23 protein-coding genes and 1 tRNA gene are annotated in these 25684 nt (G+C 71.1%); 7 read left to right on the top strand and 17 right to left on the bottom strand.

Annotated elements, in window-relative coordinates; translation table 11 throughout:
• Positions 1-3 precede the first annotated feature (3 nt).
• The 4 genes from DEJ01_RS10525 to DEJ01_RS10510 form a co-directional block, all read right to left on the bottom strand.
• Positions 4-1335 carry a DUF58 domain-containing protein gene (locus tag DEJ01_RS10525; protein ID WP_111032893.1) on the bottom strand — a complete coding sequence of 444 codons (1332 nt, stop codon included), beginning with the start codon at positions 1333-1335 and terminating at the stop codon, positions 4-6.
• Positions 1335-2339, bottom strand: a complete 1005-nt coding sequence (locus tag DEJ01_RS10520; protein WP_071406487.1) for a MoxR family ATPase — start codon at positions 2337-2339, stop codon at positions 1335-1337. Before DEJ01_RS10520 ends, DEJ01_RS10525 begins: the two co-directional genes overlap by 1 nt.
• 202 nt (positions 2340-2541) lie before the next feature.
• Positions 2542-3546: a sugar phosphate isomerase/epimerase gene (locus DEJ01_RS10515; RefSeq protein ID WP_111092943.1), complete on the bottom strand. Its 1005-nt coding sequence runs from the start codon at positions 3544-3546 to the stop codon at positions 2542-2544.
• Positions 3543-4760: a Gfo/Idh/MocA family protein gene (locus DEJ01_RS10510; RefSeq protein ID WP_111092942.1), complete on the bottom strand. Its 1218-nt coding sequence runs from the start codon at positions 4758-4760 to the stop codon at positions 3543-3545. The genes DEJ01_RS10515 and DEJ01_RS10510 overlap by 4 nt, the downstream gene beginning before the upstream one ends.
• Positions 4761-4876: 116 nt before the next feature.
• Between DEJ01_RS10510 and DEJ01_RS10505 the strand changes: the two genes are divergently transcribed.
• Positions 4877-5881 (top strand): LacI family DNA-binding transcriptional regulator, encoded by a 1005-nt coding sequence (locus tag DEJ01_RS10505; RefSeq protein ID WP_111092941.1) that lies wholly within the window; start codon positions 4877-4879, stop codon positions 5879-5881.
• A 78-nt stretch (positions 5882-5959) separates the two neighbouring features.
• Here DEJ01_RS10505 and DEJ01_RS10500 read toward each other — a convergent pair whose 3' ends face one another.
• Positions 5960-6409 (bottom strand): MarR family winged helix-turn-helix transcriptional regulator, encoded by a 450-nt coding sequence (locus tag DEJ01_RS10500; protein ID WP_111092940.1) that lies wholly within the window; start codon positions 6407-6409, stop codon positions 5960-5962.
• A gap of 127 nt (positions 6410-6536) precedes the next feature.
• Here DEJ01_RS10500 and DEJ01_RS10495 point away from each other — a divergent pair, with 127 nt between their 5' ends.
• A complete protein-coding gene (locus DEJ01_RS10495) occupies positions 6537-7727 on the top strand; it encodes an MFS transporter (RefSeq protein WP_111092939.1) in 1191 nt (396 codons plus the stop codon).
• 65 nt (positions 7728-7792) lie between these two features.
• Here DEJ01_RS10495 and DEJ01_RS10490 read toward each other — a convergent pair.
• The 4 genes from DEJ01_RS10490 to DEJ01_RS10475 all read right to left on the bottom strand — a co-directional run bounded on the left by DEJ01_RS10490 (position 7793) and on the right by DEJ01_RS10475 (position 12197).
• Positions 7793-7882, bottom strand: a tRNA-Ser gene (locus DEJ01_RS10490).
• 518 nt (positions 7883-8400) lie between these two features.
• Positions 8401-9720 (bottom strand): LCP family protein, encoded by a 1320-nt coding sequence (locus DEJ01_RS10485; protein ID WP_111092979.1) that lies wholly within the window; start codon positions 9718-9720, stop codon positions 8401-8403.
• A gap of 172 nt (positions 9721-9892) precedes the next feature.
• Complete coding sequence (locus DEJ01_RS10480; RefSeq protein WP_111029874.1) at positions 9893-10573, bottom strand: GntR family transcriptional regulator; 681 nt, start codon at positions 10571-10573, stop codon at positions 9893-9895.
• Between the two features lie 169 nt (positions 10574-10742).
• The gene (locus DEJ01_RS10475; protein WP_372444921.1) at positions 10743-12197 is read right to left on the bottom strand and encodes an MFS transporter; all 1455 of its coding nucleotides are present in this window, start codon (positions 12195-12197) and stop codon (positions 10743-10745) included.
• Positions 12198-12407: 210 nt separating this feature from the next.
• Between DEJ01_RS10475 and DEJ01_RS10470 the strand changes: the two genes are divergently transcribed.
• Both DEJ01_RS10470 and DEJ01_RS10465 read left to right on the top strand, forming a co-directional pair.
• Positions 12408-13793, top strand: coding sequence for an AAA family ATPase (locus DEJ01_RS10470; protein ID WP_027466108.1), 1386 nt, complete (start codon positions 12408-12410; stop codon positions 13791-13793).
• Positions 13786-15804, top strand: coding sequence for a VWA domain-containing protein (locus tag DEJ01_RS10465; protein ID WP_111092938.1), 2019 nt, complete (start codon positions 13786-13788; stop codon positions 15802-15804). Before DEJ01_RS10470 ends, DEJ01_RS10465 begins: the two co-directional genes overlap by 8 nt.
• A 70-nt stretch (positions 15805-15874) precedes the next feature.
• Here DEJ01_RS10465 and DEJ01_RS10460 read toward each other — a convergent pair whose 3' ends face one another.
• Genes DEJ01_RS10460 through DEJ01_RS10450 form a run of 3 tightly spaced genes read right to left on the bottom strand, consistent with a single transcriptional unit; the run spans position 15875 to position 17958 of the window.
• Positions 15875-16633: an SCO1664 family protein gene (locus tag DEJ01_RS10460; protein ID WP_111055397.1), complete on the bottom strand. Its 759-nt coding sequence runs from the start codon at positions 16631-16633 to the stop codon at positions 15875-15877.
• Positions 16630-17157: a DUF3090 domain-containing protein gene (locus DEJ01_RS10455; protein ID WP_071406497.1), complete on the bottom strand. Its 528-nt coding sequence runs from the start codon at positions 17155-17157 to the stop codon at positions 16630-16632. The genes DEJ01_RS10460 and DEJ01_RS10455 overlap by 4 nt, the downstream gene beginning before the upstream one ends.
• A 33-nt stretch (positions 17158-17190) precedes the next feature.
• A complete protein-coding gene (locus tag DEJ01_RS10450; protein ID WP_111092937.1) occupies positions 17191-17958 on the bottom strand; it encodes an MSMEG_4193 family putative phosphomutase in 768 nt (255 codons plus the stop codon).
• A gap of 68 nt (positions 17959-18026) precedes the next feature.
• On the opposite strand from DEJ01_RS10450, the gene DEJ01_RS10445 reads away from it, so the two are divergent.
• The 3 genes from DEJ01_RS10445 to DEJ01_RS10435 all read left to right on the top strand — a co-directional run bounded on the left by DEJ01_RS10445 (position 18027) and on the right by DEJ01_RS10435 (position 20914).
• Entirely contained in the window at positions 18027-19244 is a 1218-nt protein-coding gene (locus DEJ01_RS10445) for an MFS transporter (RefSeq protein ID WP_111092936.1), read from the top strand.
• A 10-nt stretch (positions 19245-19254) separates the two neighbouring features.
• Positions 19255-20409 (top strand): AI-2E family transporter, encoded by a 1155-nt coding sequence (locus DEJ01_RS10440; protein WP_111092935.1) that lies wholly within the window; start codon positions 19255-19257, stop codon positions 20407-20409.
• A 76-nt stretch (positions 20410-20485) separates the two neighbouring features.
• Positions 20486-20914, top strand: coding sequence for a BLUF domain-containing protein (locus DEJ01_RS10435; RefSeq protein ID WP_017888306.1), 429 nt, complete (start codon positions 20486-20488; stop codon positions 20912-20914).
• Between the two features lie 24 nt (positions 20915-20938).
• Here DEJ01_RS10435 and DEJ01_RS10430 read toward each other — a convergent pair whose 3' ends face one another.
• The 5 genes from DEJ01_RS10430 to DEJ01_RS10410 form a co-directional block, all read right to left on the bottom strand.
• Positions 20939-21547 (bottom strand): ScbR family autoregulator-binding transcription factor, encoded by a 609-nt coding sequence (locus DEJ01_RS10430; protein WP_181433210.1) that lies wholly within the window; start codon positions 21545-21547, stop codon positions 20939-20941.
• 107 nt (positions 21548-21654) lie between these two features.
• Complete coding sequence (locus DEJ01_RS10425; protein WP_051596847.1) at positions 21655-22125, bottom strand: BLUF domain-containing protein; 471 nt, start codon at positions 22123-22125, stop codon at positions 21655-21657.
• Between the two features lie 131 nt (positions 22126-22256).
• Entirely contained in the window at positions 22257-23630 is a 1374-nt protein-coding gene (locus DEJ01_RS10420; RefSeq protein WP_220035474.1) for a sugar ABC transporter substrate-binding protein, read from the bottom strand.
• A 26-nt stretch (positions 23631-23656) separates the two neighbouring features.
• Complete coding sequence (locus tag DEJ01_RS10415; RefSeq protein ID WP_181438424.1) at positions 23657-24598, bottom strand: carbohydrate ABC transporter permease; 942 nt, start codon at positions 24596-24598, stop codon at positions 23657-23659.
• A gap of 11 nt (positions 24599-24609) precedes the next feature.
• Positions 24610-25584, bottom strand: a complete 975-nt coding sequence (locus DEJ01_RS10410; RefSeq protein ID WP_228516654.1) for a carbohydrate ABC transporter permease — start codon at positions 25582-25584, stop codon at positions 24610-24612.
• Positions 25585-25684 lie beyond the last annotated feature (100 nt).

The raw sequence follows: 25684 nt of genomic DNA, 5'->3' as shown, positions 1-25684 counted from the left end.
CGGTCACCGTGCGGCTCCGGACGGCGTCGCGCCGACGACCGGCACCACGAGGGTCCGCCAGCCGCCGCGGTCGAGGATGCCCCGCACGGCCGGGTCCGGCGGCACGATCGTGGCCAGGATGCCGCGGCTCGAACCGCTGGTCGCGCTGACGAGCTCGGCGGCTTCCTCCGCGGTGCAGGTGCCCGTCACGACGGCGGTCATGCCGTGCACGTCGCGGCCACGGACCTCGGGCAGGACGTCGGTGACTTCGCGGGCGTCGGAGCGGAGCCGGACGTCGGCGAGCCCGACGAGCACGTCGGTGAGCCCACCGACGTCGCCCGCGTGCCGGGTCGCGCCTTCGGGACCGTCGAACACGAGCACGACACGGGAGGTCCGGGCTGCGAGCGCGCGGGCGACACTGGCGGCCACCACGACGGCGTGCTCGAAGGCCTGGTCCCCGCCCAGGTCGGAGAGCTCGGCGAGGTCCTCTCGACCGAGCCGCTGGTAGGACTCGCGCCGGACGTCGAGGGCGATCACGGCCTCGGGAGGCTGGGCCTGGGTGGTCTGGCGGACGTGCAGTTCACCGCGCCGTGCGCTCTGGGCCCAGTGCACCCGGCGGATCGGGTCACCCGGTCGGTACGGGCGGAGTTCGCTGTCGTCGGCGGAACCGCCCTGTCCGACCCGGCCCTCGTCGGCCGAGACCGCACCGGCGAGCGCCCCGGCGTCGATCGCCCCGAGGGGTGCCGAGGCGGGGACGACGACGACCTCTTCGGCAGGGACGACGGGACGGTCGATGCGGAGCAGGCCGAACGGGTCCTCGACCCGGATCGTCACGGGGCCGACCAGCGAGCGGCCGCGGTGCATCGCGAGCGCCTCGACGTCGAGCACGGCCGGCGGCAGGTTCGGCCCGACCTCGGCGTAGGTCTCCGCCTCGGCCAGGCTGGCGAAGGCGTCCTCGAGTTGTTCGCGCACGAGCAGCGTCGCCCGCGGGCCGATCGGCAGGCTGGTGCTGCCGAGGGTGATGCGTTCCCGGTAGACCTCGCCCACCTGGACGATCGCCCGTGCGGTGCTGCGGCTGCCGCGGAGCGGGGTGGCGACGACGAACGCCATCACGATGCCGAGCACGACCAGCACGAGCAGCAGCAGGCCGGCCGTGACGGCGACGCTCGTGGTGCCGACCAGACCGCCGCCGACCAGGCCGATGCCGACGGCGATGACCGTCCAGCCCCGGATCGTCGGGCGCGGGAACGGGGTGCGGCGTGCCAGTGACAGCCCGCGACGGCCGAACCGTGCCGCCGTGGACCGTGCGGCACCGACGCGTCGCAGCAGCGACGGCGGTGCCGATGGACCGGCCATCAGGAGCGGACGGGGGTGGCCGTGAACGGGATGGCGGTGTCGGAGACGATGCGGACGACGATCTCGCGCACGGTGTCCTCGCCGGTGCCGCCGAGCCCACGGGCGACCGGCACGAGCCGGTGCGCGAGCACGATCGGGGCGAGCGTCGCGACGTCGTCGGGGGTGACGAACGGGCGGCCGAGCAGAGCTGCGTGCGCACGGGCCGCCTGCGCCAGGTGCAGCGTCGCGCGGGGGCTCGCACCGAGCACGAGGTCGGGGTGGGTGCGCGTCGACCGCACGATCGCGATGATGTACGCCTCGACGTCGGGGGCGATGTGCACCCCGGCGACGGTCTCGATGATCGCCCGCAGCGTGGTGACGTCGACGATCGGCCGCAGGCGCGACAGCGGGTCGCTGCCGCCGCGGTTCGCGAGCATCTGCCGTTCGGCGTCGACGCTCGGGTAGCCCATCGCGATGCGGGCCATGAAGCGGTCGCGCTGCGCCTCGGGCAGCGGGTACGTGCCCTCCATGTCGATCGGGTTCTGCGTCGCGACGATCATGAACGGCCGGTCGAGCGGACGCGTCACACCGTCGACGGTGACCTGCGACTCCGCCATCGCCTCGAGCAGGGCCGACTGGGTCTTCGGGCTGGTGCGGTTGATCTCGTCGCCGATGACCACGTTCGCGAACACCGGGCCGGGCGAGAACCGGAAGGTGCCGGACGACTGGTCGAAGATGTTCACGCCCGTGACGTCGGACGGCAGCATGTCCGAGGTGAACTGGATGCGGTTCACGGACCCGCCGACCGAGGCGCCGAGCGCCTTGGCGAGCACGGTCTTGCCGACACCGGGGACGTCCTCGACGAGCAGGTGCCCCTCGGCGAGCATCACCGTCAGGGCCGTGCGGATGGCTTCCGCCTTGCCGTCGATCACCGTGGCGACGGAGGCCACGATGTCGTCGCCCACCGCCCGCACGTGTTCGAGCGGGAAGGCGGGGTGGGTCGGCTCCGGCACGCAGGGCTCCATCGTCGGGGACAGGTGTCGTGCATGCTACATCGGGCCGGTGACAGCACCCGGTACGGGTGCACGGACTGGTCGTTCCGCGCACCGGTGGCCGATCCGCGTGTGGTGTGGCCGGGAGGCACGGCCCGCCACACGCCGATCCGTCACCCGGTGCGCGGAACGGTTCACGGGCCTCCAGGCAGTGTGCGGGTCGGCTGACGGACGGTCAGGACCGGGGCGCCAGCGCCACGTCCGCGGCGCGCAGCACGCGTGCGGCGACCGCGACCCCTTCTTCGCGCCCGAGCTCGGTGTCCTCGTGCTCGATGTTCACCCACATGTCCGGGTCGATCGCACGCAGGGCCTCGAGGAACGTCGTCCAGTACGCCTCGTCGTGCCCCTTGCCGAGCGCGACGAAGTCCCATGCCGACGGCTTCGGCCACTCGTTCGCCCACTCGTCGCCGCCGAGGTTCGTGCGTGACTCGTCGGGCGACAACCGGCGGAACGAGTTGTCGAGCACCCCGTTGATCGCGGCGTGCGGGTTGATCCGGACGTCCTTCGCTGCGGCGTGGAACACGAGCGGACCGAGGTCGTGGGCGACCGCCACCGGGTCCATCTGCTGCCAGAACAGGTGCGAGGCGTCGAGTTCCACCCCCACGTTGGTCAGCCCGCCGCGCTCGACGAGCTCCCGGATCGACGCCGGGTTGAACACGAGGTTCTGCGGGTGCAGCTCGAGTGCGACCTTGACGCCGTGCTCCCGGGCCAGGGCGTCGATCTCCTGCCAGAACGGCACCGCGACGCTCCACTGGTGCTCGAGGACGTCGAGCGCAGCCGAGTTCCAGGCGTTCACGATCCAGTTCGGCCGCGTCCCGCCCGGCTCCCCCGCCGGCAGTCCGGACATCGTGACGACGCGGTCCTGCCCGAGGCGGGCCGCGAGGCGGATGCTGCGCCGGACGTCCTCGGCGTGCGCGGGACCGATCGCCGGGTCGGGGTGCAGCGGGTTGCCGTTGCAGTTGAGCCCGGCGATCTCGACGCCGGTCCCCGCGAACTGCGCGAGGAACGCGTCCCGCGCCCCGTCGTCCTGCAGGATCGCGTCGATGTCGGGCACGTGCACCGGGGGCAGGAACCCGCCGGTGTTCAGCTCGATGCCGGCGAGCCCGTTGTCCGCGATGACCCGGAGTGCGTCGGCGAGGGGCCGGTCGTGCAGGATCGCGTTGTAGAGACCGAGCTTCATGCCGTCACTGCTTCCTTGATCGTCTCGGTGGTGCCCCCGGCCGCGGCGGACCGTGCCACCGCGTCGAGGACCTCCATGTTGTGCACGCCGTCGTCGAACGTGGCGTTCGCGGGCAGGGCGTCGGGCACGTCGCCGGACAGCCCCGCGATCTCGTCGAGGAACGCCCGCGCCTGGTACTCGAACATCTGGTTCTGCCCCCAGCCGACGCCCGGGGCGTCCATCGCCATGCCGCCCGCGACGTAGGGGTGGTCCGGGCCGAGGACGACCTGGCGGTACCCACCCAGACGCGAACCGTCGGACTGCAGCGCGAGGCCGATCTCGGAGGCGCGCTCCTGGTCCCAGCGGGCGGCGCCGCGCTCGCAGAACACCTCGATGACGAGGCCGTTCGGGTGCCCGGCCGCGACGCGGGAGGCCTCGAGCGACCCGACGACCGTGCCGTCGCCGAACCGTGCGCTGAACGTGGCGTAGTCGTCGTTGCCGACGGCCGCGGTCTCGCCGGTGAGCGGGACGGCCTGTCCCCGCAGGGCGTGTCCGGCGGCCACGGGGCGCTCGGTGATCGACGTGGTGAACGTCCCACCGCTGACGCTCCGGACCGGGCCGGCGAGGAACTCGGCGACGTAGGACAGGTGCGAGCCGACGTCGGCGAGCGCGCCGGATCCCGGCTCCCCCGCGAACCGCCACGAGAACGGGACGTCGGGCGAGGCGCCGTAGTCGGTCCAGTACCGGCCGGAGACGTGCAGGACCCGGCCGAGCGTGCCGTCCTCGACGAGCTCCTTGATGGCGGCGAGACCGGGAGCCCGGCGGTAGGTGAACCCGATGCGGCCGAGCACTCCGTGCTGCTCGGCCTCGGCAGCGGCGGACGCCATCGCGCGTGCGTCGTCGAGCGAGTCGGACAGCGGCTTCTCGCACAGCACGTGCTTGCCGGCGGCGAGCAGGCCTTCCACGATCTCGCGGTGCAGGGTGTTCGCGACGACCACACTCACCACGTCGATGTCGTCCGCTGCCGCGATGGCTCGCCAGTCGGTGTCGTGCCGCTCGTAGCCGAAGCGCCGGGCGGCCTCGGCGGCGAGGGGCTCGTAGACGTCGCCGACCGAGACGAGCCGGACCGGCGGCAGCGTCGCGGTGAAGAGGGAGGGTGCGTTCCGCCACGCAGCCATGTGGGCCTTGCCCGCCATGCCCGCGCCGATGACGGCGACGCCGATGCTGTCGCTCATGTTCTCTCCTTCGAGAAGGTCGCTGGATCCCGATTCTGGAACGTTCCAGAACGTGTCGGTAGACTGTAGCCGCACCAGCCCATGTCCTGTCAAGCACCGTGCCGGAAAGGCTCAGCGTGACCCCTCGCCCGCCGACGATCATCGACGTCGCCGCACGCGCAGGCGTCTCGAAGTCCCTGGTGTCGATGGTGCTGCGCGACAATCCCGGGGTCTCCCCCGCCCGCCGCTCCGCGGTGCTCGCCGCCGTCGCGGAACTCGGCTACCGCCCGAACCGCGCCGCCGCCATCCTCGCCGGCACCCGAACCCGCACCATCGGGGTCATCGTCGACGACTTCCGGAACCCCTGGTACGTCCCGATGCTCGACGGCATCCGCGAGGCCCTCGCCCCGCACGGCCTCCGCCTCACCCTCGCCGACACCCGCGCCAACGCCCACCTCGACTCATCCCCGTTCGACGACCTGGTCTCCCTGCGGGTCGACGGCGTGGTGCTCGCCGCCGAGGGCTTCCCCGACGTCGTCGTCCCCGCCGACACCCCGGTCGTGGTCGCCGGCGCACGCGAGGACGTCCCCGGCGGACTCGACGTGGTCGCCTCCGACGAAGCCGCCGGCGGACGGTTGGCAGCGGATCACCTGATCGGCCTGGGTCACCGCCGCATCGCCCACGTCACCGGCTCGGGAGGCCCGGCTGCGCTCCGCCGCGACGCCACCGTCGCGCAGCTGGTCGCGTCCGGCATCGAGCCGCTGGTCTACGGCTCCGGCCCGACCTCGGAGACGACGGGCTACGAGGGCATGCGGCTCGCCCTCCGGGAGCACCCCGACCTGACCGCGGTGTTCGCCGCGAACGACGTCATGGCGATGGGTGCGATCGCCGCCGTGCAGGAAGCCGGACTCCGCGTGCCGCAAGACGTCTCGGTGATCGGCAACGACGAGACCCCGCTCGCCGCGTCACCCCTGCTGTGCCTGACGACGGTCGACCCGCACAACGACGAGGTCGGGCGCCTGGCGGCTGCGCGGCTTGTCGAGCGGATCGGCGCCGCAGCGGGGACGCCGACGGATCCCGTCAGGACGCTCGTGCCGCCGACGCTCGTCGTGCGGTCGACGACGGGGCCGCCGCGCGCCTGAGTGGTGACCACCCCGGGGCCGACGCCGGCGGGGCGGAGGTGCGCCGGGCCTCCAGGCCGGGTGCGAGGTGACCCGAGGTCAGACGCGCGCACCCTCGAGCCGGTCGACGGACTCGGCCAGGTCAACGAGTTCGGGGACCTCGTGTGCCTCGGCGAGGGCACCCTCGAGCGCCTCGGCGTGGATCGGTGTCGCACGCTCGAGCAGGACCTGCCCGGCGTGCGTGAGCTCCGTGTAGAGCCCACGACGGTCATCGGCGCACAGGACGCGGGTCAGCAGGGCACGCTCCTCGAGCCGGTTCACCAGCCGGGTGGTCGCACTGGGGCTGAGGGCGGCCGCGCGGGCGAGCTGCTGCATGCGCATGTGGAAGCCGTCCTGGCGGCGCAGGGCATCGAGCACCGTGAACTCCACGACGGACAGGTCGACCTGCCGGAGGGCCCGCTCCAGGCGCGTCTCGATCAGGCCGTGCAGCGCCGCCAGGGTGCGCCAGCCGTGGGCACGGACGGCGGTGGAGGTGTCGTCGACGGACATCGGGGCTCCTTCGGTCATTGCGGACGACGACAGTTGCTTGCGCGGATACCCCGCGTGTGCAACTATCGATATCCCGCGTCTGCAACAACCAGCGTACGCGGCACAGGTGCACAACGGAAGGACATCCATGCCCGCGGGACTCATCGCCCTCGCACTCGGCGGATTCGGCATCGGCCTGACCGAGTTCGTCATCACCGGCCTGCTGCCCGAGGTGGCGGCCGACTACGGCGTCACCGAGACCACCGCCGGCTGGCTCGTCACCGGGTACGCCCTGGCGGTCATCGTCGGGGCCCTCGGGCTCACCGCCGCGACCACCCGACTCCCCCGCAAGCCCGTCCTGCTCGGGCTGCTCGTGCTGTTCATCGTCGGCAACACCCTGTCCGCGATCGCCCCGACCTACGGCGTGATGATGACCGGCCGCGTCATCGCCGCCCTGTGCCACGGCGCGTTCTTCGGCATCGGCTCGGTCGTCGCCGCGAACATGGTCGAGCGGTCCAAGCGCGCCTCGGCCGTCGCGCTGATGTTCACCGGGCTCACCGCGTCGAACGTGCTCGGCGTGCCGTTCGGCACCTTCCTCGGCCAGGCCGCCGGCTGGCGTGCGACGTTCTGGGCGATCGCAGCCATCGGCGTCGTCGCCCTGATCGGCGTGCTCGTCCTCGTCCCCGCGGTCCGCTCCACCGAGGTCCCGTCGCTCGCCCGCGAGCTCGGCGCCTTCCGGTCCGGGCAGGTCTGGCTGTCGCTCGGCATGACCGTGCTCGGCTACGGCGGGATGTTCGGCGCCTTCACCTACATCGCGTACACGCTGACCTCGGTGTCCGGGTTCCCGTCGTCCGCGGTGCCGTGGCTGCTCATCGTGTTCGGCATCGGGCTGTTCGTCGGCAACTTCGCCGGCGGCAAGCTCGCGGCCCGCTCGATCGACCGCACGCTGCTCGTGGTGCTCGTCGTGCTGACCGTGGTGCTCGCGGTGTTCGCCCTCGTCGCGAACTCGCCGGCGCTCACCGTGATCGCCCTCGTGCTGATGGGGGCGTTCGGGTTCGCGACCGTCCCGGCCCTGCAGACGCGGGTGATGCAGTACGCCGACCACGCGCCGACCCTGGCGAGCGGGGCGAACATCGCCGCGTTCAACCTCGGCAACGCGCTCGGGGCCTGGATCGGTGGTCTGACGATCGCCGCCGGGCTCGGGTACACGTCGCCGATCTGGGCGGGGTCGGGGATCACCCTGGCGGCCGTGGCACTCACGCTCGTCGCGATGGGCGCGGTGCGTCGGGGGCGCGCGGGGGTGCGGACCACGACGACGGGGAGCATCGTGACCGTCTGACGCGGGCGCTTCGGGCCTGAGAACGACGAAACCCCGGTCCGATCGGACCGGGGTTCATCGTCGTGCGGAGACGGAGGGATTTGAACCCTCGGTCCCCTCAAAGGGGACTCCACCTTAGCAGGGTGGTGCACTCGGCCGGACTATGCGACGTCTCCAAGCACTCTCGCGAGCGCTGCGACCACCATACAGGAGGACCGCGCCACTCTCGACCCGACGCACACCCGCGCGTGGCACGACCCGTCACACTCGGTCCCCCGAAGTGGGGACACGGCGGGCTTGTCGGGGCGTACCCCACTGCATACCATCATCGGGACGCGGCAATCACGTTCCGGGGCTCGTCCCCGTCGTCGCGACACAGCACCCGACGTCGCTCCCCGTGCGGGCCCGGCGCGCCCGATGGCGTGGCGCCCGGCGGGGAGCGACTTCCCCTGGGGGCGCGGCCCACCACCGCGCCCCCGTTTCTGCGTTCGGGGGCGGGTGCACTGCTGACGTTCGGGCGCGCGAACGCACGCACGGCCACGGTCCGGCCCACGAAAGCGACACTGTGCCGCCGAGCTCGGCCGTCACTCACGCCAGGGCGACAGAGCGCCGCGGATGTTCGGCGGCACTCTGTCGCTTTCGCGGAAGGGGGCAGGAGCGGGAGGCGGCAAGCAAGCGACCGTCCGCCCGCGCCTCAGTACCCGAACGCCTTGGAGCAGGTCTGCTGGTCGGCGGACTGGCCCTCGAGCCCGTCGATGGTCTCGGGCGTCGCCGAGGGGGTGCGCGGCGCAGCGGACGACGGCGCTGCCGGTGTCGCGGGGGTCGCGGGGACCGCGGGCTTCGGTGCAGCGGTCGGCTGCGTCGGACTCGTCTGCGTCGGGTTCGGCTGCGTCGGACTCGTCTCCGACCCGATGCCCGTGCTGTCCGCCCCGAGGGAGAACGACTGGTCGGCCTTGATCTTCGCGAACAGCCGGTCGGCCAGGTACGTCGTCGGCTCGACCTTGCCCTCGTAGACACCGGTGCCGCCCGTGGTGCCCGGGTACTGCACGAAGTTCACCTGCGCCAACGGCAGGTCGCGCAGCGCCAGGCCCATCTGCACCATCGTCCCGATGTCGTTCAGGCTCTGGGACAGCTGCATGTTCGACGCCGCCGCCCGGGCCAGCTTGTACAGGCGGGCCGGCGAACCGAGGGTGTCGTTCGACTTCACGGTGCGGAGCAGCGACGACAGGAACACCTGCTGGCTCGAGATCCGGCCGAGGTCCGATCCGTCGCCGACCCCGTGCCGGGTGCGCAGGAACGCCAGGGCCTCGTCACCCTGCAGGGTCGAGGTGCCGGCGGGCAGGTTCAGCCCGGTGTACGAGTCGGTGATCGGCTGGGCGACGCAGACCGGCACGCCGCCGATCGCGTTCGACATCTCGATGACGCCCTTGAAGGACACCGCAGCCGAGTACTGGATGTCGAGGCCGGTCAGCCCGGCAACGGTCTGGGTGACGCAGTTCAGGCCGCCCTCGCCGAACGAGGTGTTGATCGGCTGCGCCGCCATCGCCGGAGCCGTGCCCGTGCCGTCGGTCTTCTTGCAGGCCGGGATCGGCGTGACGAGGTCGCGCGGGATGCTCACCGCGGTCGCGTTGGTGTGGTCGGCCGAGACGTGCAACAGGATGTTGACGTCGTTGAGGGTCGCATCACGCTCCCCGAAGGCCGCACTCTGCTCGGGGTCGTTGTCGGTGCCGACGACGAGCATGTTGAACCCGCCCTTGAAGGCGCTGATCGGCTTCGCGCCGCCCTTCGCCTGCGGCGCGGGCTGGCCCTGGATCTCGACGCCGTCACCGAGGTCGTCCGTGACCTGCTTCGCCGCGATCGCCGTGACCGAGACCGAACTCACCAGGGCCACTGCGACGACGGCGGAGACCGTCTTGGCAGCGGTCGCGAAGGGGCTCGAGCGCCGCAGACGTCCGTGCCGTGCGATCCCGGACGCTCGGTTCAAGCGGTGGGATCGATCGCGGACGTCGTTCACGGGCACTCCTGTCGTCGGTGGACACGCCGGGGACGGCAACCGGTCAAGGCTGCCACGACGTTGCCTGACGATCCAGTGCGAGGGACACCGGTGACACTCGCTGCTCAGTGCCGCGACCTGCGGATCCACGGCGGTCGGCGCGGACCTGAGCGGATCCGCAGCCGAGGTCGGTTCAGGCCGACACGACCACCCGGAAGCGGTCGGGCAGGGCGATCAGGGCGGACGACAGGTCGAGGAGCGCCGCGGCACAGTCGTCGAGGGCGTCTCGCTCAGCAGCGGCCACGGCCCGCTCGACGATCTCGACCCGTCGTCGCCGGTCGACCACGGCATCGATCCCGTTCGCCAGGGCGACGTCGTCGGTGAAGAACATGTCGAGCACGATGCGCTGCGACAGCAACCAGTCGCCACTGACCGACGACCCGCGGCGCCGCAGGTACCAGGCGCCGAGTTCGACGAAGGCACCGGCCTCGGTCCAGCACTCCCGCAGCCACACCTTGTCGAACCGGTCGTGGTACCCGACGGAGTTCGACGGCGGATCGACGAGCAGGGCCTGGGCGATCCGCAGTCGCTCGATCATCTGGTCGACCGACCACTGCGAGATCACGACACCGACGTAGCGCTGCACGCTGGCCAGCTGCAGGGACTCGAGGGTCACGAGGGCTTCGCGCACCGGTGTGCGCGACACCCGCATGTCCGATGCCAGGGTGTCGAGCCGCAGCCGCTGTCCGCGGCGGTACTCCCCCCGCAGGACGTTGTCGAGCAGTCGCAGGAACACCGCGTCGCGCAGCAGGCTGCGACGCAGGCCGTGGGGATCGAGGCCGCCGGCACCGGCTCGGATGGGGGTGTGCTCCATCAGCCCAGGCTCACGCACGGACGGCACCCCCGAGGCGAGGGCGGTCGCTGCCGTGGATCGTGGTCGCCGGTGTCGCGCTGTGGAGGAGTGCCATGCAGGCACAGTGACAGCGCTGCGACGGCGGCGCTAAACACTCTGAATACAGAATGTCAGGCCGCCGCCGCAGGGCTCACCTCCGGTCGGACTTCGCGTCCCCGGTGAGCACCGAGAGCGGTTGGGTGACGTCCTCCAGCCCCTTCCGCGCGGCGTCGACCCCGAATATCAAGGCCACCACGCCGCCGCCGATCATCACCGCGGATCCGAGCAGGTACCCCCAGAACAGCGGCTCCCGCGACGAGCCGTCACCGATGAAGGCACCGTAGATCGCCGGCGCGACCGCACCGAAGATCTGCGCCAGGGCGAAGAAGTACGAGATCGCCTGCGACCGCAGCTCGAGCGGGAAGATCTCGCTGACGGTCAGGTAGGCGCTCGACGCACCGGCCGAGGCGAAGAAGAACGAGACGCACCAGAACGCGACCTGCACCGTCGCCGAGATCGCGTCCGCCCGGAACAGGAACGCGGACGTGGCGAGCACGAGGCCCGAGACCAGGTACGTCAGGAAGATCATCTGCCGACGACCCCAGGTGTCGAAGAAGCGCCCCAGGATGATCGGGCCGAGCAGGTTGCCGATCGCGAACGGGAAGAAGTAGACCGCCGTCTCCGCCGTCTTCAGACCGAAGAAGTTCGTGAGCACGAGGGCGTAGGTGAAGAAGATCGCGTTGTACAGGAACGCCTGCGTGATCATCATCGTCGCGCCGACGAGCGTGCGGGTCGGGTACTGCTTCAGCAGCACGCGCGCGATGGCCAGGAACCCGACGCGGTCGGTCGGCGTGACCGTCATCGCCTTCGACTGGTCGACCTCCGGCAGGGGCTTGCCGGTCGCCTTCTCCACCGACGCCTCGATGCGGGAGACGGTGGCCTCGGCTTCTTCCTCGCGCCCGTGCGTCATCAGCCACCGCGGACTCTCCGGGATGTGACGTCGCAGGAAGATGATGGCGATGCCGAGCACCGGGCCGAGGAAGAACCCGATGCGCCAGCCGATGTTCTCGGCGAAGTAGGACGTGTCGAGCAGGTAGATGTTCGCGAACGCGCCGAGTGCGGCACCGCCCCAGTACGTGCCGTTGATGGCGATGTCGACGTGCCCGCGGTACTTCGCCGGGATGAGCTCGTCGATCGCCGAGTTGATCGCCGCGTACTCGCCGCCGATGCCCAACCCCGCGACGAACCGGAAGGCCGCCAGGAACCAGAAGTCCTGCGCGAGGCCCGCGATGCCCGAACCGATCAGGTAGATCGCGAGCGTCAGGATGAACAGCTTGCGCCGCCCCAACCGGTCGGACATACGCCCGAACACCAGGGCACCGACGACCTGGCCGACCAGGTAGATCGTGCCGAGGGACGTCACCTGCTGCGTCGACAGGTTCAGGTCCGCCTGGAAACCCGCGTTCGAGACGATCTGGATCTCGAGACCGTCGAGGATCCAGGACACGCCGAGTCCGACGACGACGCTCCAGTGGAACCGGGTCCACGGCAAGCGGTCCATCCTGGCGGGCACCAGGCTCTTGATGGTTGCGTTCGCGCTGCTCACGAAATGGGACCGTACGCCGAGATCGCCGATGTGGTTCAGATGCGGAACGAGCAACCGGGGGCGGAGCCGGATCCCCCTACTTCGAATCCGGCTCCGTCGCCGGGATCTCAATGATCGCAAGTGCGATGGAAACCCACAAGCGGACGGACGGGAGGCCCGTGGCGGGCCCCGCCACGGGCCTCCCGTCCGACAAGGCGTAACGTCCAGAACGTGACCCGACCTGACATCCGCACGGTCGGCGAGCTCCGCACCTCTGGTCACGTCCAGAAGACGGTCCGCGCCGAGATCCGCGACAACCTGCTCACCGCCCTGCGCCAGGGCACCGATCCGTGGCCCGGCCTGCACGGCTTCGAGACCACCGTCATCCCCCAGCTCGAACGCGCCCTCATCGCCGGGCACGACGTCGTCCTGCTCGGCGAGCGCGGCCAGGGCAAGACCCGCCTGCTCCGCACCCTGCAGGGCCTGCTCGATGAGTGGACGCCGGTCATCACCGGCTCCGAGCTCGGCGAGCACCCGTACGAACCGATCACCACCGCCAGCATCCGGCGCGCCGACGACCTCGGCGACGCCCTGCCGATCAGTTGGCGACACCGCGACGACCGCTACGTCGAGAAGCTCGCGACGCCGGACACGAGCGTCGCCGACCTGATCGGCGACGTCGACCCGATGAAGGTCGCCGAGGGCCGCAGCCTGGGCGACCCGGAGACCATCCACTTCGGGCTCGTCCCCCGTGGGCACCGTGGCATCGTCGCGATCAACGAACTGCCCGACCTGGCCGAACGCATCCAGGTCGCGATGCTCAACGTGATGGAGGAGCGCGACGTCCAGATCCGCGGCTACGTGCTGCGGCTGCCGCTCGACGTGCTCGTCGTGGCGAGCGCGAACCCCGAGGACTACACGAACCGCGGCCGGATCATCACACCGCTGAAGGACCGCTTCGGCGCCGAGATCCGCACGCACTACCCGATCGAGCTCGACGACGAGATCGCCGTCATCCGGCAGGAGGCCCAGCTGACGGCCGAGGTCCCCGACGCCCTGATCGAGATCCTCGCCCGGTTCACGCGGGCACTGCGCGGTTCGAGCGCCGTCGACCAGCGCAGCGGTGTGAGCGCCCGGTTCGCGATCGCCGGTGCCGAGACGGTGTCCGCGGCCGCGGTGCACCGCGCAGCTCGCCAGGGCGAGGACGAGGCGGTCGCGCGGCCAATCGACCTGGAGACCGCGGTGGACGTCCTCGGCGGCAAGATCGAGTTCGAGAACGGCGAAGAGGACCGTGCCGACGAGGTCCTCGAGCACCTGCTCCGCACCGCGACCGCCGAGACCGTGCGCTCCCGCTTCAAGGGCCTCGACTTCGCGGTGCTCGTGGACGCGCTCGACGGCGGCACGATGGTGACCACGGGCGAGCAGGTCAGCGCCCGGGCGTTCCTCGAAGGCCTGCCGTCGATCGGCGAGTCCGACCTGTACGACCAGGTGTGCGACCGGATGGGTGCCACGAACGACGGCGAACGCGCCGGCGCGATCGAGCTCGCCCTCGAGGGCCTGTTCCTGGCCCGGCGCATCAGCAAGGAGTCCGGCGGGGGCGAAGCCGTCTATGGCTAGGCAGAACCGGCGCCTGACGCGCGACACCCGGTACGGCCGGTACACCGACGGCCCCGACCCGCTCGCCGCCCCGGTCGACCTGGCCGAGGCGCTCGACGCCATCGGACAGGACGTGATGGGCGGCACGTCGCCCGAGCGCGCGATGCGGGAGTTCCTGCGACGCGGGGGCCGGACGCAGCGCGGTCTCGACGACCTGGCCCGACGGGTGGCCGAGCGCCGCCGTGAGCTGACGAGCAAGAACAACCTCGACGGCACCCTGCAGCAGGTGCGCGAGCTCCTCGACCAGGCGCTGCTCGCCGAGCGCGGGGAGCTCGCCCGCAACGTCGACCTCGACGACGGCGACCGTGCCCTGGCCGAACTGCAGCTCGACAGCCTGTCGCCCTCCCCCGCTGCCGCCGTGCAGGAGCTCGGCGAGTACGACTGGACGAGCCCGACCGCGCGGCAGAAGTACGACGAGATCAAGGACCTGCTCGGCCGCGAGGTGCTCGACCAGCGCTTCGCCGGCATGAAGCAGGCACTCGAGGGTGCCACCGACCAGGACCGGGCCGCCGTCAGCGCGATGATGCAGGACCTCAACGCCCTGCTGGAGGCGCATGCCCGCGGCGAGGACACCCAGCAGCAGTTCGACGACTTCATGGACCAGCACGGCGAGTACTTCCCGTCGGACCCCGCGAACGTCGACGAGCTGCTCGACGACCTGGCAGCCCGCGCGGCCGCGGCGCAGCGCATGCGCAACTCGATGACCCAGGAGCAGCGGGACGAACTCGACGCCCTCGCCCAGCAGGCGTTCGGCTCCCCCGACCTGATGGGGCAGCTGTCCCAGCTCGACAGCACCCTGCGCGCACTGCGTCCCGGCGAGGACTGGGGCGGATCCGAACGCATGGAGGGTGAACAGGGGCTCGGGCTGGGCGACGGCACCGGGGTGTTCCAGGACATCGCGGACCTCGACGCCCTCGCCGACCAGCTCGCGCAGTCCGGACCGGGCTCGGAGCTCGATGACCTGGACCTCGACGCGCTGTCCCGGCAGCTCGGCGACGAGGCTGCGGTCGACGCGAAGACCCTGCAGCGCCTCGAGCAGGCGCTCCGGAACTCCGGGGCGATGCGCCGCGGTGCCGACGGGCAGCTCCGGCTCACCCCGAAGGCGATGCGGCAGCTCGGCAAGAGCCTGCTCAAGGACGTCGCCCAGCGGATGTCCGGTCGCCAGGGCGCACGGGACCTCCGTCGTTCGGGCGCCGCGGGCGAACCCTCGGGGGCGTCACGCCAGTGGGCGTTCGGTGACACCGAGCCGTGGGACATCCCCCGGACGATCACGAACGCCGTGGTGCGGACGGCGGCGAGCGGACGACAGGGTGCGGGCGTGCACCTGAGCATCGAGGACGTCGAGGTGCAGGAGACCGAGGCGCGCACCCAGGCCTGCGTCGCGCTGCTCGTCGACACGTCGTTCTCGATGGCGATGGAGGACCGCTGGGTGCCGATGAAGCGCACCGCCCTGGCGCTGCACACCCTGGTGTCGACCCGGTTCCGCGGCGACGACCTGCAGCTCATCGCCTTCGGTCGGGAGGCCGAGGTGATGGACGTCGAACAGCTCGTCGGCCTGGACGCGATGTGGGACAAGGGCACGAACCTGCACCACGCCCTGCTGCTCGCCAACCGGCACTTCCGGAAGCACCCCACGGCCCAACCGGTGCTCCTCATCGTCACCGACGGCGAGCCCACGTCGCACCTCGAGCCGAACGGGCAGGTCTGGTTCGACTACCCGCCCGACCCGGTGACGATCGCGCTCACCGTGCGGGAGCTCGAGAACGCCGGACGCCTCGGTGCCCAGACGACGTTCTTCCGGCTCGGCGAGGACCCGGGGCTCGCCCGGTTCATCGACGCGATGGCGAAGCGGGTGGACGGCAGCGTCGTGGCGCCGGAGAACGACGACCTCGGGGTCGCCGTGGTCGGTTCGTACCTCGGCTCGCGTCGCGGGGCCGGCGGCGCGCTCTTCCGCGACGACTGGGGGCTCTGAAGCCCACACGAGACGGACGGGAGGCCCGTGGCGACACCGCCACGGGCCTCCAGTCCGTCCCTGGGTGCGTCTAGAACAGCGGCCAGGGCACGGCGGGGCCGTGACCGGGCGGCGGCGGGAAGATCCCGACGGCGCGCAGGGCCGCGCAGCGCGCCCGGAGCGTGTCGATCTCCTCGTCCGTCAGGTGCTCGGCGAGCTCGTCACCGAGACCGCCGCGCAGGGCGTCGGACACCCGGTCGAGGCCCTCGAGCTCGTCCGGCCCGAGCGGCTCCCCGATCCAGCCCCACAAGACAGTCCGGAGCTTGTGCTCGACGTGGAAGGTGAGCCCGTGGTCCACGCCGAAGCGGTGGCCGTCGGGCATCGCGAGCACGTGCCCGCCCTTGCGGTCGGCGTTGTTCACGACGACGTCGAAGACGGCCATCCGGCGCAGGGCCTCGGAGTCCTCGTGCACGAGCGTCACGGGCTGGTCGTGTTCGTCGATGGCCTCGAGCACGGGCAGCCAGGGCGAACCGTCCGCCTCGGCGAGCTCCGGCGCCACCAGGTCGACGGCGTCCTGCTCGGGGTCGACGTCCTGCCAGCGCTGCACCATGCCGGGCCCGAACGGACCGTCACCCATCCACGTGGGTGGGACGACACCCCAGCCGAACGCCTCGGAGACCAGGTGCGCGGCGATCTCGCGGCCGGCGAGCGTGCCGTCCGGGAAGTCCCACAGCGGGCGCTCGCCCTCGATGGGCTTGTAGACGACGGTCGCGCCGTCGAGTTCCGCGAGGAAGGTGGCGTTGGACGCCTCACGGATGCGCGCCCGGACGGACAGCGAGCCGTCGCTCATGCGTCGCCGGGCGGACGACCAGCGGCGACGACCTCGCGCGTGCGCTCGACGAAGGCCCGGGCGGTGCCGACCGGGATCTTCACCTGGAACAGCTCGGCGGGCTCGGGGATCTCGACGACGGCCTCGATCTCGATGCCGTCCTCGCTCTCCTCGGACACGATCTCGACCTCGTCGTCGATCGGGTACGCCTCGATGACGACCTGCGCGGTGGACGGGTCGAAGCCCAGGCTCAGGGCCCCGGCGCGGAACTCGGCCTCGACGGGCTGGTCGAGCGGCTCCGGGTCGCGGAGTTCGACGGGCACCGACGGCGGCACGCTGAAGCGGTTGTCGTCGACGGTCGCCACCTCGTCGAGGAGCTCGTCGATCTTGTCGGCGAGCACGGCGGTCTGCTCCTTCTCGAGCGCGACGCTGGTGACGCGCCGACCGGAGCGGGCCTGGATGTAGAAGGCGCGCTCACCCGGACGGCCGATGGTGCCGACGACGAGGCGGTCCGGCCAGTCGAAGCCGTGGACGATGGTGGGCATACCCGCATTGTAGGAGCGCTCGGCTCCGGCCGTTCAGGGTCCGGCAGGACCCGCGGGCGCGTCGGGCGCCGGACGCCCGGTGCCGGTGTGCGCATCGGGTTCCGGATGGCCCGCGCCGCCGCCGACCGCGGCGTCCCCGCTGGGTGCCGGGGCGGTGCGCAGCCAGGACAGGTCACCGGACTCGGTGTTCGTCGCGACGACCTCCGGGCGGTGCTCGCCGTAGCGCACGACGGACACCGAGGCCGGGCCGACGCCGATGCGCTGGAACAGGTCCAGGTGCATGCCGAACGCGTCGGCGAGGACGCTCTTGATGATGTCGCCGTGGCTCACGGCGACCCAGACGGCGCCGGGTCCGTGCTCCGCCTCGACCTCGGCGTCGATGCGCCGGACGGCCGCAACGGCCCGGGACTGCATCGTCTGCATGGACTCACCGCCGGGGAACACGACGGCGCTCGGGTTCGCCTGCACCGTGCGCCAGAGGGGCTCCTTCGCCAGGTCGGCGAGTTTCCGGCCCTGCCACTGCCCGTAGTCGGCCTCGGTGATGGCCCGCTCGATCAGCGAGGCGGGTGCACCGGTCTGCCGGTCCGTCTGCCGGTCCAGGATCGCGCGGGCGGTCTGCCGGCAGCGCTCGAGCGGACTCGACACCACGGCGACGACGGGCACCGCGGCGATGCGCTCCGCGGTCCGCTCGGCCTGGGCGCGGCCGACGGCGTCGAGTCGCACGCCGGCGGTGCGTCCGGCCAGGACGCCGGTGGCGTTCGCGGTGGTGCGTCCGTGACGGACGAGGAGGACGGTCGCCATGCGCCCGATCCTAAGCGCGGGACGCGGTCGCCCTTGACGGGCCGCCCGGGGACCGATCAGATGGGGGCATGGCCGGGCGGCATCGACTCGCACTCTTCGCCACGTCGACGGTGACCGGGTTCGGGATCGCGACGTGGATCACCCGGACGCCCGCGATCCGCGATGAGCTCGGCGCCTCGATCGAGGCGATGGGCCTCGTCCTGCTCGGGCTGTCGATCGGGTCGATGATCGGGATCCTCGGCGCCGGGGCGCTGGTGCGACGGACCGGCAACCGCCCGCTGATCTTGCTCGGGGGCGCGCTGCCCGTCGTCGGCATGGTGCTCGTCGCGCTGCTCGCCCCGGCGCAGGTCGCCGCCGGGGTCTGGGCTGGGCTGTTCCTGATCGGCTTCGGGGCGGGCGTCGCCGAGATCGGGCTGAACGTCGAGGCCGCCGCGGTCGAACGGCAGATCGGACGACCGGTCGTGCCGGTGCTGCACGCATGCTTCAGCCTCGGCAGCGTGGTCGGTGGGGTCGTCGGCATCGCCATGACGGCGGCGGGGACCCCGGTCCGGGTGCACCTGCTCGTCGGCGCCGCGGTGATGGCCGCGCTGGCGGCGTTCGCGGCGCTGAACCTGCGGCCGGTGCCCCGTGAGACACCGACCGATGCGCCTGCCGTTGCCCGCGGCACCCGTCGGGGAGACCGCCGCTCCGTCCTCACCGTGCAGCTCGCCATGATCGCCGTCATCACGCTGGCGATGGCCTTCGCCGAGGGTGCCGCGAGCGACTGGCTCCCGCTGCTGATGACCACCGATCACGACGCCCCCGAGTCCGTCGGGTCCCTCGTGTTCACCGGGTTCGCGCTCGCCATGCTCATCGGTCGCGCGGCCGGCACCCCGCTCGTCGCCCGGTTCGGGCGCGCCCCGGTCGTCCGGGTCTGTGCCGCGGTCGGTGCGGTGGGGGTCCTGCTCGTCGTGCTGTCACCGAGTCCGATCGTCACCGCGGCTGCCGCCGGCGTCTGGGGGCTCGGCATCGCCCTCGGGTTCCCGCTGTCGATCTCCGCCGCGGGCGACCACCCCACTGACGGCGACCGCCGGGTGTCGGTGGTGGCCACCGCCGGGTACATCGCGTTCCTGGTGGGGCCGCCGCTGCTCGGGTTCGTCGGGGAGCACCTCGGCCTGCAGACGGCGATGCTCGTGCCCCTCGTCCTGCTGGTCGCCGCGTTCCTGGTCGCCCCGGCGACGCGGGGGCAGGACACCGGTCGGACGATCGAGCCGGCGGAACCGGCGCGTCGGCCGTCCGGTCGGTAGCGTCTCCGGCATGCCGTTCTTCCGCGACGCCCCGCGCCCGACCACCCCAGTCCCTCCGTCCAGGGTCCAGGCCGCGTGGTCCGACTCCGCCGGGCACCTCGCGACCCGCTGCCTGCAGCTCATCATCGTCGTGGTGGTCGTCGCCGGCATCGTCTGGGCGAGCAACATCCTGAGCGTCGTCACGATCCCGGTGCTCCTCGCGCTCATCATCGCGTCGGCCATGCACCCCGTGGTGTCGTGGCTCCGCAAGCACCGGGTGCCGTCGGTGGTGGCCACCCTCGCGGTGCTCATCGGCGTCCTCGCGATCCTGGGGTTGATCGGCTGGCTCATCGTCGTCGCTGTCGAGAACCAGTGGGCACAGCTGCAGAAGTCGGCAGTCGACGGATTCGAGCAGCTGCAGACCTTCGCGAAGACCCTGCCGTTCTCGATCTCCGACAAGCAGATCGACGACGCCGTCGCCGGGGCCTCCGACTTCGTCACGAGCGCGCAGTTCGGCTCCGGTGCCCTCGCCGGAGCCTCGGCCACCGCGAACTTCCTGACCGGGCTCGTGCTGATGATCGTCGTGCTGTTCTTCTTCCTGAAGGACGGCCCGAGCATCTGGGAGTTCCTGCTCCGCCCCTTCACCGGTGAGCGCTACGCCCGAGCACGTCGCGTCGGCGACCGGGTCGTCTCGACCCTCGGCGGGTACGTCCGCGGTACGGCCACCGTCGCTGCTGTGGACGCGATCGGCATCGGTGTCAGCATCGCGATCCTGGGCGTCCCACTCGCCCTGCCGCTGGCCGTCGTCGTCTTCATCACGGCGTTCATCCCGATCGTCGGTGCCACCGCCGCCGGCATCCTCGCCGCCCTGGTCGCGCTCGTGGCCCTCGGCCCGGTCAAGGCGCTCATCGTGATCGGCATCGTGATCGTCGTGAACCAGCTCGAGGGCAACTTCCTGCAGCCGGTCCTGATGGGTCGCACCCTCAAGCTGCACGGCCTCGTCATCCTGATCGGGCTGACCGCCGGCACCGTCCTCGCCGGCATCACCGGCGCGATCATCTCGGTGCCGCTGATCGCCGCCGCCTGGGGCGCGATCCTGGTGTGGGACGGCCCGAACACCCCGGCCCGTCCGTGGCGGAAGAAGCGCAACGAGGACGTCACCGCGCACGAGCTGCCGCAGGGCTGATCCGCAGCGCCGATGGGCAGGGCGCGTTGCGGACATCCGCTTCGCGCAACGGCCTTCCACCCAGCAGGATGGAGGAGTGCTCGTCTCCATCGTCTACATGAGCCGTGCCGTCGTCCCCTTCGACGACCAGGCCATGGCGGTGCTGCTCGCGGAGTCCCGGCTACGCAACGAAGCGCTCGGGGTCTCCGGGCTCCTGCTCGCCAAGGGCGGCCGGTTCATGCAGCTGCTCGAGGGGCCGGCGTGGAGCGTGCAAGACCGGTACGACGTGATCGCGAAGGACCGCCGTCACGGTGAGGTCAAGTCGCTGGTGCGCGAGGACATCGAGCGCCGACGGTTCGACGGCTGGTCGATGGCCTACCGCGCGCTCGACGACTCGGACATCCGCTCCGAAGCGGGCTTCAGTCCCTTCCTGTCCGGCACGATGGACTTCCCGCGCTCGTTCGACCGGACCAGTGCTGCCTGGCTGTTGAAGTGGTTCCGCGACCGCGAGCTGCACGACCTCTGATCCGACCCCGCACGCCGTCGCGGATCAGCCTTCGCTGAACGCGTCCTCGACGACGTCGAGCAGCCGGTCGCGGTGCTTCGGGTCCGCCGTCGCCGCGATCACCACGCGCCACATCGTCGCCACGGCCGGCATCAGGTCGGTGCGCCGCGTCCGGACGTCGGACACGAGCTGCACGCCCGTGAAGTAGGGCACCACCGTCGACCCGAGCTGCTCCGCGGTCAGGTCCGTCCGGAGTTCCCCGCTCGCGACCGCCAACCGGAACACGTCGACGATCCCGCCGATCCACTGCTCGTAGAAGCTCAGCGTCGCGGTCTGGAACTCGCCGCGCTCCAGCGACAGCCGGATCCCCGCCCGCACGATCGGGTCGGTCCGGAGCAGGTCGGCGATGCCGTGCGACGCCCCGATCAGCGCGGCGACCGGCGAGCTGTCGGTGTGGCTGACGACGTCGAAGGTGCGGGCGTTCTGCTCGCCGATGACGCCGAGCGCCAGGGCGAGCTTCGTCGGGAAGTGGAAGTGCAGCGTTCCCTGCGAGACGCCCGCCGCGCGGGCGATGCCCGCGATCGTCGCGCCGGCGAAGCCGACGCGGTCGAACTCCTCCGCCGCGGCCACCAGGATCTGCTCACGTCGTTCCACGGGACCAGTCTCACAGTCTGGAGGCACGGGGCGGGCCCGCACCGTGCCTCCAGACCGAGGGGTGGTGCGGCTGAGGCCGCGTGCCGGCAGTCCGAGGGTGGTGCGGCTCAGGCCGCGTGCCGGCCGAGCGTGATGCGCTCCTCGGGCAGGTCCTGCAGGTCGCGCCCACGGAACCAGCGGAGCAGCCAGTCGGCGGGCGTGCCCGCCACCCCGGTCGGCAGACCGGTGCGGTCGCTGAGGAAGGTACTGAACCCGGGCTCGTCACGGAGCTCGTCCCCGGTCGGGCTGCCGAACGCCATCGCCCAGCCGTCGAACCGACGCGTGCTGATGGACTCACGCGACAACGACTTCACGCCGGTGTGCCGCGGGTCGCGCTCGATCGCGGCGAAGCGGTCCTCGACGCTCCAGACCGGACCCTCGAGCACCTGCATGAACCGGCCGCCCTTGGCGAGCAGGAGCCCGGAGACGCCGAGCGCGTGGTTGCGGAGCCGCGCCTCACGCAGCATGGCGACCAGCTGGTCGTCGGTCAGGTCGTCGACGGCGACGGACATGTAGACGAGGGAGGTGAGGGAAGTCATCCCCTGCAGTCTGGGTCGTGGTCGGCGGCACGGTCAACGCGTCGTCCGCACACCGCACCGGACGGTGCGGCATGCGGACGACGGGCGGGGTGTCGGGTTTCGGGTTTCGCGTTTCGGGTTTCGGGTTTCGATCAGGTGAGGGCGAGCAGGTTGTTGACCTGTTCGTTGACCCCGGTCAGCGTCGAGATCGGCTTGCCGTTCGCGTAGACGTCGTCGAAGGCGGGCTGCAGCAGGGCCTGCACGTCGGCGGGGTTCTTCGTGACCGGGAACAGGAACGTGGTGTCCTCCTCGACCTGCCGGGTGAACGCCGAGACGTCGAGCCCGCGCTTCCGGAACGACGCCACGGCAGCCTCGGTACCCGCGGGACGGGCGGGGAACACGATCCCGCTCTCACCGACGATCCGCTGGGCCTCGTCGCTGCCCAGGAACGCCACCCACTTCGCGGCGGCCTCGGGGTCCTTCGCCTGCTTCGTGATCGAGTCGCCGAGCCCGTTGAACATCGACGCACGATGGCCCGACGGGCCGATCGGGGTCGGAGCGACCGCGACGTCGAGGTCCTCCATGCCGAGGTACGAACCGATCATCCACGAGCCGTTGAACGACAGCGCGCACTTGCCGGCGCCGAGCTGGACCTCGGGCCCGGTCGTGGTGGAGAACACCCCGTACTTCGCCATGTAGCCCTTCTCGGCCAGCCGGTAGTACCAGGCAAGAGTGTCCTGCACGACCCGCTCGTCGTAGCGGAACTTGTCGCCCCACGGGTTCTCGTTCGTGTAGAACCAGTCGACCGATCCGGTGAACGGTGACCACTGGGTCTGGCCGAAGCCGTCACCGCCCGAGCCGTTCGACGAGATCCCGTAGACGGCGACGTCGTCCTTGTCGAAGCCGTCCTCGTCGCCGCGTCGGCCCTTCGAGTCGACGGTCAGCCGCGCGAGCATCCGTTCGAACGTGCCGCCGTCCTCCGGGTTCCACTCGAGCGACCCGAGTTCCTCGGCGGAGACCCCGGCCTTCGCCATCGCCTTCCGGTCGTAGAACATCGCGACGGTGTCCCAGTCCTTCGGCGAGCCGTAGCGGTGGCCGTCCTGGCCCTTCCACAGTTCGGCGAGCCCGGACTGGTAGTCGTCGTCCCGGATGCCCTTCGTGGCGTCGAGTTCGTCGAGCTTGTAGAGCACGTCGAGGTCGGCGTACTGCGGGAACTTCGTCAGGTGGTCGGTGAAGACGTCGGGAGCGGTGCCGGCGATGAAGCCCGCGGTGAGCTTGGTCCAGTAGTCGTTCCACCCGAGCTGGGTGATCTTCACGGTGATGTCCGGGTTCGCGCGGTGGAACGCGTCGGCGACGGCCTGGTACGCGGGCTGCTGGTTGGCGTCCCAGAGCCAGTAGCTCACGGTGCGCGCACCCGACCGGTTCGTCGTGCGGCGACCTGGCGACGAGCAGGCGGCGAGCGCGCCGAGGGCCAGGGCGGAGGCGCCGCCGGCGAAGAGCGTGCGGCGGGTCAGTTGGTTCGTCATGGTGTTCGTCCTGTCCGACAGCCGGGTCACTTGATCCCGGAGAAGCCGATGGAGTTGACGATCCGCTTGGCGAAGACGCCGAACAGCAGGATCATCGGGAGCGCCGCCACCAGGGTCGCGGCCATGAGCCCGGCCCAGTCGGTGCCGGACTGCGGGGTCTGCGACTTGAAGACGCCGAGCGCGACGGTCAGCACCCGCGAGCTGTCCGTGTACGACACCATGAGCGGCCAGAAGTAGTCGTTCCAGCTCGTGATGTACGTCAGCACGGCGAGCGTGGCGATCGGGGCCGCCGCCATCGGGATGACGAGCCGGAAGAAGACGCGGACCTTGCCGGCGCCGTCAATGAGGGCCGCCTCTTCGACCTCCTTCGAGATGCCGAGGAAGAACTGCCGCAGGAAGAACACCGCGAACGGGGTCATGAACATCGTCGGCAGGGCGATGCCGAGCAGGTTGTCGACGAGCCCGAGCTGCTTGATGAGGGTGAAGTTCGGCAGCAGCGTGAAGATCGCGGGGACCATCAGCCCGGCCAGGAACACCCCGAACACCTTGTCGCGACCGGGCCAGCGCAGCCGGGCGAAGGCGTAGGCGGCCGCTGCCGAGAAGAACACCTGGCCGACCGTGACGAGCGTCGACACCAGGATCGAGTTGAGCAGGTACCGCCAGAAGTTCAGCGCGGCGCCGGAGCCGCCCTGCGCCAACGCCTCTTCGGTGGACTGCAGGCCGAAGACCCGCTCGAACCCGCCCAGGCTGAACCCGACGGGCAGCAGCGAGGTGGGGTCGGAGTTGATCGCGGTGTTCGACGACAGCGCGGTGCGCAGGATCCAGTAGAACGGGAACAGGGTGACGACGATGACGAGGATCATCGCGACCCAGGCGAGCACCCGGCCGCGCGACGGGCGGCGGCGGTGGCCGGCGCCCATCCGCGGCGGGCGGGACGTGGTGACGGAACGGGTGAGTGTCGTGGTCATGGCGCTTCCGTTCAGTCCAGGTCGGACTCACCCGAGCGGGTGAGGCGGTACTGGATGATCGTGATGATGCTGAGGACGATGAGGAGCGCGACCGAGACCGCGGACGCGTAGCCGAACTGGAACCGGCCGAACGCCAGGTTGTAGATGTAGTTCTGCACGACGTTCGTGGCGTTCGCGGGGCCGCCCTGCGTGGTGACGGCGACGGTGTCGAACACCTGGAACGACCCGATCACGGTGATGATCAGCACCAGGGACAGGATCGGGCGGAGCAGCGGCACCGTGATGCGCCAGAACATCTTCCACTCGCTGGCACCGTCGATGCGTCCGGCCTCGTACACGGTCTCGGGCAGCGACTGCAGGCCGGCGAAGATGAGCAGTGCGGTGTAGCCGACGTGCCGCCAGACGTTGATGAGCGCGATCGAGGGGATGCCCCAGACGTCGCTCTGCAGGAACGGGATGCGGTCGAGCCCGAGTGCGGCGAGCATCTCGTTGCCGATGCCGAGCTGGGTGTCGAGGATCCAGAGCCAGACCAGGGCGGCGACGACGTTCGACACCAGGTACGGCGCGAGCACGATGCCGCGCACGAAGGTCGACTTGGTCAGGCGGTGCATCATCACGGCGATGAACAGCGCGACGACGGTCTGGATGACGATGTTGATGAGGACGTACTCGACCGTCACCACCATCGAGTGCCAGAAGATCGAGTCCTGCACCAGGCGGGCGTAGTTCTGCAAGCCGGTGAACTCGGGCTCGGTGAGCAGGTTGTACGAGGTGAAGCTCAGGTAGATGCCCCGCACGGTCGGCCAGGCGAGGAACACCGCGAACCCGACGGCTGCCGGGGCGATGAAGACGAGCGCGAGCCACAGGTCGTTCCTGGGGCGGCGCCGTGGTGCGGTGGTGCGGGCACGGGCGAGGTCGGCGGACCGACTCCTCCGTCTCGTGCTGGCGGTCGTCAAGGGTGACGACACAGGGCTCTCGGTTGCCATCGCGACTCCTTCGTCTGCGGTGGACTGACGTGCAGCAGTCCGTGAGCCGGGAATCTACACGTGGGGACCACTGCTGGCAAGAGGCTCTTTCCGGGCTGTC

The organism is Curtobacterium sp. MCLR17_040 (genome assembly GCF_003234735.1).
GTDB classification, from domain to species: Bacteria; Actinomycetota; Actinomycetes; order Actinomycetales; family Microbacteriaceae; genus Curtobacterium; species Curtobacterium flaccumfaciens.
Note: the sequence above shows the minus strand (reverse complement) of the source record. Positions and strands in the feature narration are given on the sequence as shown.